The sequence below is a fragment of the Bacteroidota bacterium genome (assembly GCA_018692315.1).
Classification (GTDB): Bacteria; Bacteroidota; Bacteroidia; order Bacteroidales; family JABHKC01; genus JABHKC01.
This window is the reverse complement of record JABHKC010000058.1, coordinates 1-12,373: the sequence shown is the minus strand read 5'-3', so window position 1 is coordinate 12,373 and position 12,373 is coordinate 1. Positions and strand designations below refer to the sequence as shown.

General features: G+C 31.2%; 9 protein-coding genes. All 9 read left to right on the top strand.

Features of this window, described 5'->3' with window-relative positions:
• The first annotated feature begins 111 nt into the window (after positions 1 to 111).
• The 9 genes from phnD (at position 112) to HN894_05020 (ending at position 12,285) form a co-directional block, all read left to right on the top strand.
• Positions 112 to 1,020, top strand: a complete 909-nt coding sequence (phnD, locus tag HN894_05060) for a phosphate/phosphite/phosphonate ABC transporter substrate-binding protein (GenBank protein MBT7142687.1) — start codon at positions 112 to 114, stop codon at positions 1,018 to 1,020.
• Positions 1,013 to 2,521 (top strand): HAMP domain-containing histidine kinase, encoded by a 1,509-nt coding sequence (locus tag HN894_05055; protein ID MBT7142686.1) that lies wholly within the window; start codon positions 1,013 to 1,015, stop codon positions 2,519 to 2,521. Before phnD ends, HN894_05055 begins: the two co-directional genes overlap by 8 nt.
• Positions 2,522 to 2,536: 15 nt before the next feature.
• Entirely contained in the window at positions 2,537 to 3,892 is a 1,356-nt protein-coding gene (locus HN894_05050; protein MBT7142685.1) for a sigma-54-dependent Fis family transcriptional regulator, read from the top strand.
• A gap of 485 nt (positions 3,893 to 4,377) precedes the next feature.
• Positions 4,378 to 5,421: a hypothetical protein gene (locus tag HN894_05045; GenBank protein MBT7142684.1), complete on the top strand. Its 1,044-nt coding sequence runs from the start codon at positions 4,378 to 4,380 to the stop codon at positions 5,419 to 5,421.
• 348 nt (positions 5,422 to 5,769) lie between these two features.
• Positions 5,770 to 6,468 carry a 4Fe-4S dicluster domain-containing protein gene (locus HN894_05040; GenBank protein ID MBT7142683.1) on the top strand — a complete coding sequence of 233 codons (699 nt, stop codon included), beginning with the start codon at positions 5,770 to 5,772 and terminating at the stop codon, positions 6,466 to 6,468.
• A 12-nt stretch (positions 6,469 to 6,480) separates the two neighbouring features.
• Positions 6,481 to 7,608, top strand: coding sequence for a polysulfide reductase NrfD (gene nrfD, locus HN894_05035; protein MBT7142682.1), 1,128 nt, complete (start codon positions 6,481 to 6,483; stop codon positions 7,606 to 7,608).
• A 17-nt stretch (positions 7,609 to 7,625) separates the two neighbouring features.
• Positions 7,626 to 10,226 (top strand): molybdopterin-dependent oxidoreductase, encoded by a 2,601-nt coding sequence (locus tag HN894_05030; protein MBT7142681.1) that lies wholly within the window; start codon positions 7,626 to 7,628, stop codon positions 10,224 to 10,226.
• Position 10,227: 1 nt separating this feature from the next.
• Positions 10,228 to 10,842 carry a molecular chaperone TorD family protein gene (locus HN894_05025; protein MBT7142680.1) on the top strand — a complete coding sequence of 205 codons (615 nt, stop codon included), beginning with the start codon at positions 10,228 to 10,230 and terminating at the stop codon, positions 10,840 to 10,842.
• 1,242 nt (positions 10,843 to 12,084) lie between these two features.
• The gene (locus HN894_05020; GenBank protein MBT7142679.1) at positions 12,085 to 12,285 is read left to right on the top strand and encodes a hypothetical protein; all 201 of its coding nucleotides are present in this window, start codon (positions 12,085 to 12,087) and stop codon (positions 12,283 to 12,285) included.
• Positions 12,286 to 12,373 lie beyond the last annotated feature (88 nt).

The window sequence follows — 12,373 nt, the reverse complement described above, 5'->3', positions numbered from 1 at the left end:
GCTGCCCATATCCGAATGAAACGCTCGTTTGCTTCTTTTATAATTGTTGAATATTTAATTCTTATTTCATTTATTCTATCCATGTGGCAAAGATAGGAAAAAAAATTAATAATGGAGCAATTATATATTTACAATTACTTTGTGACTCTGTTTTTTGTTTTTTCTTGTAATATGACCGGAGAAAACCAAACAAGCTCACCAATTTCTATCAATTTTGAAAATGAAAACAATACAGATAGCCTACATTTGCATACACAAAATGATTCTGTTGTTACTGTTGCCATTGCAGCTATTATTTCTCCTACAGAAACTTATGTGTATTACAAAGATCTACTTGATTATATTTCTAAAAAGATCCATGTCCAGATTGTTTATAAACAGAAAAAAACTTATGCAGAGATCAACAATCTAGTTATGCGAAATCAGGTTGATCTGGCATTTATCTGTTCAGGTTCGTATATCCTAATGGATACCAGTAAAGTGGATATTCTAGCAGTACCTGTTTCAAATGGAAAGCCATACTACCAAGCCTATATCATCACTAATATACACTCTGGAATTAACAATTTCTCAGAGCTACGAGACAAGTCATTTGCATTTACAGATCCCCAATCCAACACTGGATATAATTATGTAAAAAGATATATTGACAGTGAAGGAGGTAACATTAATGACTATTTTTCAAAAACACTCTTTACATATGCACATGACATTTCTATCCAATTGGTTGAAAAAAAGCTTGTTGATGGAGCATCCATTGATGGATTAATATTAGATTTTATTAAAAAAAATAAACCCGAAAAAGTAAAATACATAAAGGTTATACAAAAATCCAAGTATTATGGTATTCCACCAGTTGTGGTTCCTGCCAATTTGAATGAAGACCTGAAAACGAAGCTAAGAAATATTCTCTTGAACCTACACAATGATTCGATTGGTGCCGAAATGATAAAAAAATTGATGATAGATCGTTTTATTCATGTAGGAGACACGCTTTACAATTCATTGCGTTATGAATAGAGTATTAAAAAATATCAAAAAAATTCAGTTACCTCTATTTTGGAAATTTTCAATAGCCATTGTTATTGTTGTTATTATTTTTGGAACCATAAACATAAACTTACTGTCTAAATCAATTTATGAAATAAATAAATTTGAAATCACGAAACATGAACTGTTTGTAGCAAGAACGATTGCTAGCAGGGTTATAGACCCGTTTATGTATGAGGATATTGTTACATTAAACATACAGATTGAAGAAATTAAATCAATGGATAGTTCCATTGCTTATATCCTTATTCTTGACAACGATTACAAAGTCTTAGCTCATACTTTCCAATATTCTGTACCAAAGGAACTGTTGTTTGTAAACAAACTAAACGGTAAAAACTTAACTAAAATATTGATTAAGAATAATAAAAACCAGCTAATTAATGACATTGCAATACCATTGTTAGGCAATAATATAGGTGAAGTGCATGTTGGAATGTATGAACGTGAAATTCGTGATCACATTAGACAAAAGATAGAAGCTTTAATTATGATGATCGGTTTTTTTCTGATTTTAGGAATAATAGGGGCATTCGTTTTATCTTACTATGTAACTAGCCCTGTTAAAGAAATTGTGAGATTTGCTTCAAAAACTGATATTGAAATTATTAAGAAAACAGCTGACAAAGAACTTAGAATTAGTAGAAAACTAAATATAATAGAACAAATCTTCCCTTTTACCGATGAAATAGATACTTTAATAATAAAATTCAATGAAATGATTTTTAGATTAAAGAAAAATTCCAATGAATTGGAAAATACACAGTTATTATTACTCCATAAAGAAAAGATGGCATCAATAGGAACTTTGTCTTCAGGAATGGCACATGAAATAAATACACCTATTGCCGGTATTTTATATTCAATAAAAAGAATAAAAAAGAGACCTGATGACAAAGAACAACTAGAAAAATACCTACCTCTAATGGAAGATGCGACTCAGAGAGTAAATAATATTATTCAAGCATTATTAAATTTTAGTCGAAATTACGATTTTAAACTAAATAAAGTAAATATCAGAGAAATAATTGAAAATACTTTGATGGTAATAAGCTTTAAATTAGAAAAAGAACAAATCGCCATAAAACAACAATATGAAGTAGAAAATTTATACGTTTATGGAAGTAAGAACCACTTGGAGCAGGTTTTTATAAATATTTTGCTAAATGGAATTTATGCAATTAAAAAGAAACTTAAAAATTATAATGAATCAAATATTTCTATCGCAGTAAGAAATATCCTGAATAAAACTGAAATAGAAATAAAAGATAGTGGAACCGGTATTAGTGATAAAGATATTAATAGAATTTTTGAGCCTTTTTATACTACAAAAGGAGTTGGAGAAGGTACAGGACTTGGACTTTCAGTTTCCTATAATATAATAAAAGCACATAAAGGAGATATTAAAGTAAAAAGTGAACTAAACAAGGGAACATCAATAATAATAATATTAAATACTCTCAACCAATAATTTTATTTAAAATTAATTACACTTATGACAATTTATGTAGTAGATGATGTAAGAATTTTTAGAGTAGGACTTGTAGATGAACTTAGAGATGAAGGATATACAGTTTATGAATTTGCTAATGCAGAATCAGCATTAGCACAAATAAAACAGGTAAAACCAGATGTAATTTTATCGGATATAAAAATGCCTGGAATGGGAGGTATGGCGTTAATGAACAAAGTTCGCAACTTATACAATGATATTATTTTTGTTATAATTACAGCTTATGCAACAATAGATACTGCCATAGAAGCAATAAAACTCGGCGCCTACGATTATCTAATAAAACCATTTGAAATTGACAAATTACTAATAACTTTATCACACATAAAAGAATGTAAAAGTTTAAAAGAAGAAAATAAAGAACTAAAAAAAGAAATATCAAAAATATTTGATTTTTCTTCATTTATAGGTAATAGCCAAGAAAAAGAATACCTTTTTAATCTTGTTAAAAAAGTCGTAAACACAAACTCAACAGTTCTTATTACTGGAGAAACAGGTACAGGTAAAGAACTTCTTACAAATATAATTCATTATAACAGCAATCGTAACAATAAAGCCTTTATTAAAGTAAGCTGTGCAATATTATCCAGAGAAATATTTGAAAGTGAACTTTTTGGACACGTAAAAGGAGCATTCACAGGAGCAGCAGAAGAAAAAATAGGACGGTTTGAATTAGCAAACAAAGGAACTCTATATCTTGATGATATTGACGATATGCCTTACAACTTGCAAGTAAAACTTCTTAGAGTACTTGAAGAAGGTGAAATAGAAAAGGTTGGAGGAACTGAAACTATAAAAATTGATGTGCGTGTAATAGCATCTACAAAAGTAGATTTGGCTAAACTTGTTAGTCAAGGAAAATTCAGGCAAGATTTATATTTTCGGTTAAATATTTTTCCATTAAATTTGCCTCCATTACGAGAAAGAAAAACTGATATTAAATTTACATACGATTTTTTTGTTAATAAATTAAGGCCTGAGAAAAATATTATTACCAAAAAAGAAGTGTATAATGTTCTTAACAATTACCCATTCCTTGGTAATGTTCGTGAACTAAAAAATCTTACAGAACGGCTTATACTAATTTCTGAAAATGACACTATTAAGTATTCTGATATACCATTTGAAATACGAAACTATAAACAAACAGAAATTTTTAATAGCTCTTCGGCAAACAACTTAAATCAGCAATTACAAGAATTTGAAATACATGCTATTACAACAGCTTTAGAATTAAACGATTATAATAAATCTAAAACAGCTAGAAAATTAGGGATACCATTTTCTACTTTATGTTCAAAAATGAAAAAATATAATTTGCTCAATTAATACCAAATTAATTTTGAAATTACATATTAATTTATCTTTTTTTTACAAATTTAATATTTTATGTATAGCAATATATAAGGTTCAAATTTTAAATGTAGAAAAACGGAAAAAGTGGTGACTTCCAAATTAAAAGATATAATATTACAATTGGTATAAACAGCCTTATTCCACTTTCGGTTCTTTCTGTTTTTTTGTAAATATAAATATTTTGCAAACTTAGATTTGTATGAGCTTGTAAAATAAGTCTATTTCAACATCTATACCAAAAACAAATAGTAACGAAATATCGTTAATTTTTCACGAAATCTCAATATAAAATACCTTTGCTATCAAAAGAGTATTTTTTTTATATACGGAACATATATTGCTGAATACCAGAAGTTAAATACGCAATTAAATAAGATTTATTTTATCTGTTTTTGCACAGGGAACATCTTTTGCAATAAGAAACTCAAATTATAATATTAAGTTAAAAAATTTGTGTAATGAAAAAATTAAATCTATTATTCGTATTATTATGCTTTTCTGTGCTATCTTTTGCACAAGAAGACAAAGGTGATTTTGATCCTCATGGTAGTTTTTTTGGGAAAGTTTTCTTCAATTATCACTATGATTTAACCAAAGATGTAAATCAAGCAAGTGCTTTTGAAATTAAACGCTCATATTTTGGAGCAAAATATGCTTTAAGCGAAAAACTTTCTACCAAAATCACATTTGATGTGGGCAGCAATTCAGTAGGAAGTTCATATACCGCTTATCTTAAAGTAGCACAATTAGACTGGAAAGTAGCTTCTCGGCTAAAATTAACTTTTGGACTTATGGGACTAAAACAATTCAAAGATCAGGAAAAATTTTGGGGATACCGCTATATTTACAAATCATTTCAGGACCAACATAAATTTGGATCTAGTGCCGACTTGGGCTTAAATGCTGAAATAAAATTGCACAAAAAAATAAAAGCAAATCTATTTGTTATAAATGGTGAAGGCTATAAATCAGTTCAGGATGATTTTGGCATGCATAAATTTGGTGGAAACATTGTGGCAAAACTAGTAGATGGACTAACCGCAAAAGTATATTATGACATGAATTCTTTCAAATACGATAAATATGGAAATGATTCAATAATAGCAGATACTTCAACTATATCTACCCTTGCCATATTTGTTGGTTACGAAGTAAAAGACAAGTTTCGCTTTGGAGCTGAGTATAATATATTGCAGAATGGAAAGAAATATTCTAGTGTTGCTGAAGATTATGAACTTAGCGGTATATCAGTTTATGCAACTTACATCATCAATAAAAAGTTTGAAGTATTTGGACGATTTGATCAATTATCTTCTAATAAGCTTACAGGAGCAACTGATTCGTGGAATAATTCAAAAGATGGCAATGCAATAATTATTGGTGGACAGTATGCCCCAATTAAAGGAGTGAAAATGGCCTTAAACTACCAAGGTTGGACATATGCTGAGTCAACTATTGATTCAAAACCATTGGTTTATATAAATTTCGAATATAAGTTTTAAGTACCTATATTAATTTATTATTGAAATTTTTTATTGACACTGAAGATAAATATAGCAATTAACAATTAAGGAGAGAAAAATCTAAAGTTTTAAGATTATGATGTCAGATGATAGAGAGCGTGACAATTTGAGCTTTTGTAATTAAAACTTTAGGTAATTTAGGCACTCTAAACTCCAGACACTGAATTTTACTAATTTATAATACTTAAACATATGGAAACGAAAAATAAACATGGTCGTCGAGATTTTCTAAAAAAAACAGGAGCAGGGGCATTAGCCCTTGCTGCAGTTCCTGTTACAGGTCTTTTAGCTGAGAATCTGAGTTCCAAGAAAAAGAGAAAACTTGCTATGGTCATTGATTTGCAAAAATGTACCGGTTGTGGTGCATGCACCATTGTATGTAAAAATGAAAATAATGTTTCTGATGGGATTTACTGGGCTAATAAAATTAGTAAAACAGTAGGTAAATTTCCTAATGTGCGGTATGACTATATACCAACATTATGTAATCATTGCGAAAAGGCTCCTTGCGTAAAAAGCTGTCCAACAAAAGCCATGCATAAAGATGAGGATAGTATAACCATGCACGATCATACAAAATGTGTTGGTTGTCGTTACTGTATGGTTTCATGCCCTTATGGCGTAATTTCCTTTAATGACAAAGAACCTCATGGTAGATGGAAAAAAGATGATAGCTTGATGAAAGGTATTACATCTTCACCAAAAGAATTGTCAGAAAAAGTGAATGGGAATGTAATTCCTTATTATAATCCTGAAAGAGCCGAAACCTATGCCGGCATAAGGCCCAAAAATGTAGTTGAGAAATGTACTTTATGTGATCATAGAGTGAAACAGGATAAAAATCCAATGTGTGTGGATAGGTGCCCTGCAAAGGCTAGAATTTATGGTGATTTAAATGATCCAAATGATAAAATTCATAAACTCTTAGCCAAATACGTGCCAACGAGACTAAGAGAAGAACTTGGTACAAAACCAAAAGTATTCTATATAAGAAACTATAATCCAACATCATATCCTAGAACTTAAAACCCAGATATTATGAAGAATACAAAAAATATAGTATGGATGAGCATTCTTATTATAGGCTTAATAGTAGGCTTAATAGGTATGATAAATCAAATTTCAACCGGACATGTTGTTACAGGTATCTCCCAACAAGTTCCATGGGGCGTTTATATTGCTGCCTTTACTTTTTTTATGGGCATAAGCATAGGTGTCACTTTTATTGGGTTTCTCATTCACAGCTTCAATGTTGAAAGTTTAAAGCCCTTTGAATTTAAAGCAGTTATTGTGTCACTTTCGGCTTTAGTAGGAGCCTTGCTGTTCTTATTGATGGATGTTGGTAATCCTATAAAAATGCTTGGCGTACCATTGCTTTTAAGAAATACGACTTCCGTTTTCTTTTACTCATCATTAAGTTATTATGCATTTGGTATTCTCTTACTTATGCAACTTATGGCATTGATTAAAATTCAAAAGGGAACGGCAAACGAAAAAATCATCAAGCGCTTAAAGTGGTTATCTATTATTTCATTACCTTTTGCTTTAGGCATTGTTCTTGTACCCGATGGTGCCTTATTTAGCTTTGTGAAAGCAAGAGAGTTTTGGAATCGTCCTTTATTACTTCCTCATTTTGCTAATGCGGCACTGGCTTCTGGTGTTGCTGTTATAGTAGCCATTACTGCAATTAATCATTACATTAAAAATGAGCGTATTGTAAAAGAATCTACACTGAAATTTTTTAGGTTTGCATTACTCTTCTTAGTGGCCGGTGTCTTATTCCTTGACGTATTTGACATTTTGGTATTAAAGTATAGTGAAAAACTTGCCGGTATTGAAGCTTGGAATCTATTAACAGGAAAACATCTATTCTTTTTTGTGCTTAATCTTGGAGGTTTATTCATAGCTCTACTTGTTCTTATAAATAAAATTGGAGCTAAATTATCAGGCTTATTTATATCTTCAATTTTAGTCATTTTTGCTATTTCCGCTTATAGATACAATTTAATAATTGTTGGTCAGGAAGTGCCATTAATGAATGGACTTTCGGCTGGTGAATACTCAGTAACAATAACAGAGGTGGCTGTTGCATCAGGCATCACATCATGTTGCTTAATAGTATACCAATTATTAAGTATGAAATTTAATAAAAAATCTATTGTTTAATTCAAACTGAAGAAATCATGAAAAATCAAAATAATCGTCGTGAATTTATAAGAAAGACAGCCTTCACAGGAGCTGGATTAACAGTAGGTTTATCCATGTTTTCTGGATTGAAGTCATTTGCTCAATCCGATAAGTCATCTTCGACCAAATCAGCCGCACCAAAAGGGAAATGGATATCTACAACATGTCAAGGATGTACCTCATGGTGTTCTCAACAAGTATATGTTGTGAATGGTAGAGCTATAAAAGTTAGAGGTAATGCAAACTCTAAGGTTAACCTTGGACAAGGATGTGTGAGGTCTCACTTGAGTCTTCAGCAGGTGTATGATCCGGATCGTATAAAAGTACCTATGAAAAGGACTAATCCTAAAAAAGGCAGGAATGAAGATCCAAAATTTGTACCTATAACTTGGGATGAAGCATTAAATACGATTGCTGATAAGATTCTTGACTTACGTAAAAATAATGAAACACATAAATACATGTTAATGCGAGGTAGATACTCTTACATGAGAGATTTGATCTATGATCGTATGACTAAAATTATTGGCTCGCCTAATAATATATCTCATAGTTCCATTTGTGCTGAAGCAGAGAAGTTTGGTCCTTATTATACGGAGGGTGAATGGGATTACAGACAGTATGATATTATGAATTCGAAGTATATATTAATCTGGGGTGCTGATCCTTTATCTGCAAACAGACAGGTGTCTTATTATTCGGCATCTTGGGGAGATGCTCTAGATGATGCACAAGTTGCAGTAGTCGATCCAAGGCTTTCAATTACGGCTACGAAAGCGACCGACTGGTTGCCTGTAGTTCCGGGACAAGATGGAGCTTTAGCATCTGCTTTTGCTCATGTAATTTTGACTAAGGGATTATGGAATAAAGAGTTTGTTGGTGATTTTGATGAATTTTCACCTGTTAATAATTTCAAAGCAGGTCAGGAAATTAATGAGGAATATGAAGTAACTATTGAAGGTAAAACATTTAAAGGGACAACATTTAATGAGACTCATGCATACGGATTACTTAAATGGTGGAATATAGAGTTAAAAAATAAGACGCCGAAATGGGCATCTAAATTATCAGGCATTCCGGAAGAACAAATCATTCGTGTTGCAACGCAATTTGCAGAAGCAGCCCCCCATGCTATATCATGGGTAGGTGGTGGCCCAGTAATGCAAGCAAGAGGTGGTTATGCTAGCATGGCCTGTCATGCGTTAAACGGCTTAGTTGGCTCTGTTGATAATGTTGGTGGTTGTTTAAAAGCCAACAAGGAGTACACCGGTAAGTTTCCTTCACCAAAAGATTTTATGGATGAAATTGCACAAGAGGGAGTTCACCATAAAAAAATAGATCATAGAGGACGTAAAGAATTCCCGAATTTAAAAAAAGGAAAATCTGGAAAAGGTGTTGTAACAAACAATGCAGCAGAAGGTATCCTCAATGAAGATCCGAATGAAATTAAAGTAGCGATTGGTTACTTTAATAATTTCGCATTTTCATGTCCACAGTCTGAAAGATGGGAAAGAGCCTTATCTAAAATTCCTTTCTTAGTACACTTTACTACCAATGGTTCTGAATTTACACATTTTGCAGATGTGGTGCTTCCATGTGCTCATCATATGTACGAGAAATGGGGATATGTTAAAAACCATGCCAATGGGTATCGTCATGTTACATTATTACAACCCGTAATTGAACCGATTTGGGATGTAAAAATTGAAGAATCTGAAATCCCTTGGTTAATAGCTGAAAAATTGGCAGAAAAGGGCTTTAGTAATTTGATGAATTATTACAAGTCAATTAAAGACCCTGAAACCGGGAAACAAGCAAGCAATGAAAAAGAATTTGCTTTATTCGCTTTAAAATATGCCACTGAAAATTTATGGAATCCTGAGAAATATCATGGTGGAGATAAATTTAGTGGCTGGAAGGAATTTAGCGAAGTAGGTGTTTGGAATTCAGATCCATATAAGTTTAAAAAACGTTGGAGCCATATGAAGACTAAAACCAAAAAGTTTGAGTTCTATAGCGAGACTTTGAAAGCCGCACTTGAAGCACATGCATCAAAACATGAAACAAATGTTGATGATATCTTAAACACATGTAACTATCAAGCCAGAGGAGAACTAGCTTATGTTCCACATTATGAAGCACCATTCTTACACGGGGATGCAGATGAATTCCCATTAGTTCATGTAGATTTTAAATCAAGATTTAACAGAGAAGGGCGTTCTGCTAATTGCACTTGGTATCATGAATTAAAAGATCTCGATCCAGGCGATGAAATGAATGAAGATGTGGCTAGATTTAATCCGGTTGATGCTAAAAAATATGGCCTTAGTAATGGTGATAAAATTAAATTAATATCGAAGGTTGGAGAATTAGAATGTACAGCTAAAGTTTGGGAAGGAACCAGACCCGGTACCGTTTCAAAATGTTATGGTCAAGGTCACTGGGCCTATGGTAAGGTTGCTTCTGAGGAATATGGCAAAAAGCCAAGAGGCGGCAATAATAATGCCATTATTCCTGCAGAATATGATAGACTAAGTGGTGCAACAGCATTTTATGGAACAACCAGAGTTAAAGTAGTTAAAGTAGTTATAGCTTAAAATGAAAGATCACATATTATTATCAAATTCTTTTGCATTTCTTGCGGAATGCTTTTGCTTTCCCAGTCAAGAACAAATTGATTTTTTAAGTAATTTTGAACATCAGGTGTACGAAGATGTACTTGCTTTAAAAGAAGCTTTGAAAAATGAGGATGCTCTTGAATTACAACGAGATTTTTCAAAACTTTTTGTTGGGCCTTTTGACTTACAGGCTTCTCCTTATGGATCAGTATATTTGGAACAAGAAAAAAGTCTTTTTGGAGAGAGTACAGAGGATGTAGTCAGATTTTATCAAGAAGAGAATCTTGATATCAAGTCAAATAATGTGCCGGACTACATTGGTCTTGAGCTTGAATTTATTTATTATTTGCAAGGGCGTAAGATTGAACTCTTACATGACGGTTTAGTTGATAAATCTTTAGAATATGCCAAAAAACAGAAAAATTTCATGCAAAATCATATTTGCTTATGGGTTGATAAATTCTCAGCTAAGCTATATTCAAACGCACAAACCTCATTTTTCAGAAATCTAGGCACCTTATTACCCAGGCAAATAAAACATTTAATAACTAAGGTTCAAAATGACTTGAATAATAGCACTATTCATGCAAACTAACGAAGTTTTGTTTGGTGTAGATACCAAGTGAGACCTTAATATGTTTATTATTGACTATTAAAACCGTCAAGCGAAAATTTGTATGCTCCAGCATAGGCACATGATTCAAATTTGAACAGATCTTAGTAATTTAGGTAACCTATAATAATTACTATGATAATCATAGAATGACTTTACTTTTTTTATTCATTTTTACACTTTTTGGCATAAAACTATTTTAGGACGAGTCAGTTTGGGAAATTGATAAAATCATAGACAATGAAGGAAAAAGAGTTGAGACAATCACTAGAAAAATGAAAGGCTCTCCATTAAGTAAGGAGATTCAAATCAAAGCGACTTGACCAAAATGACGTTAAATTAAGACAAGTCTTACGAATTAGAATTTAATCCTAAAAATACGGACAAAGGAAACTGGGTTTTACATAATCCCGACACAGTAATATTTCAACTAATCCCTAAAAAAGTGACAAGTAGCTGTAATGTAACAAAGACTGTTGCTGAAATGTTCAAGAAAACTTTCAATTATGATGATGATGGAAACATTGTATAAAACATTTCGAAAATAATAGCTAAATTAAAAAAAGACTAGTTGACAATTAAATATGAAACAGACTACTTTCAAATTTATAAAAAGAAAGAACAAAAACGTTTGCCAACACCTAAGAATATAAAAACAGTGAGAAACTTATGAGCTGAGCTTAGTCCCGATGAGTTATCGGGACGTTGAACTGAACCTAAGCCTTCGGTTTATTGAGTAGGTCTTTCTCTATATGAAATTATAACAATGTGGATATTTTGTAGAAAGGCGGAATTTCCGGTTTGTTTTCCGATGATTAAGTAATATTTGATAATGATTATTTCCAATTGACTGTTTATCAATAATGATTGCTCACCCAAAGCATTTTCTAAATTTTACCAAATATTTCAGACAATTCTTTCACAGAAAATTCATTTTTTTTCTATCTTTACATATTTTAATAAATTAATAAAGATGAATTTATGAAATAATTACTGAATTAACTGGTTTGATTTAAGCGAGCGAAAATTCATGGATAATAAAAATGGGGGTTCAGAATTTACCTAGTCCAATTGATAATTTAAATATTTAATAAGTTTGCTTACACAGAACGAATAAAATATTTTATATGATAATCAGTAAATTAAGTTAAAATTAGAATTATTTGGCGACATATACGACATTTCGTATATTTAATAGTTGTGATGGCAGTTATTTTTAGAAATATGAAAACAATTACAATTTCATTAATACTCCTAATATTGATTAGTTCATGTAATCAATTAAATAGAAATGAATCGAATAAAAATAAAAAATCTAATTTGATTGATTCAATTAAATTAGATAATGAATTTGAAACAAATCAAAAAGATTCTTTAGCCTGCATAATTCACAAAAACAAGCAAAATGATGTTAATATTCTGTAATACAGACAAATGCAAGCTTTGATAAAAAACATTAATTTTTTAAATAAAAATGGAGTTCATGTATATTTTTTTCCAATAAGTTACTATC

Excerpts from the sequence above, each read along its gene's own strand:
- HN894_05025 (MBT7142680.1), top strand. The coding sequence starts at position 10,228 with ATGAAAGATCACATATTATTATCAAATTCTTTTGCATTTCTTGCGGAA.
- HN894_05030 (MBT7142681.1), top strand. The coding sequence starts at position 7,626 with ATGAAAAATCAAAATAATCGTCGTGAATTTATAAGAAAGACAGCCTTC.
- phnD (MBT7142687.1), top strand. The coding sequence starts at position 112 with ATGGAGCAATTATATATTTACAATTACTTTGTGACTCTGTTTTTTGTT.
- HN894_05055 (MBT7142686.1), top strand. The coding sequence starts at position 1,013 with ATGAATAGAGTATTAAAAAATATCAAAAAAATTCAGTTACCTCTATTT.
- HN894_05040 (MBT7142683.1), top strand. The coding sequence starts at position 5,770 with ATGGTCATTGATTTGCAAAAATGTACCGGTTGTGGTGCATGCACCATT.
- HN894_05045 (MBT7142684.1), top strand. The coding sequence starts at position 4,378 with ATGAAAAAATTAAATCTATTATTCGTATTATTATGCTTTTCTGTGCTA.
- HN894_05020 (MBT7142679.1), top strand. The coding sequence starts at position 12,085 with ATGAAAACAATTACAATTTCATTAATACTCCTAATATTGATTAGTTCA.
- nrfD (MBT7142682.1), top strand. The coding sequence starts at position 6,481 with ATGAAGAATACAAAAAATATAGTATGGATGAGCATTCTTATTATAGGC.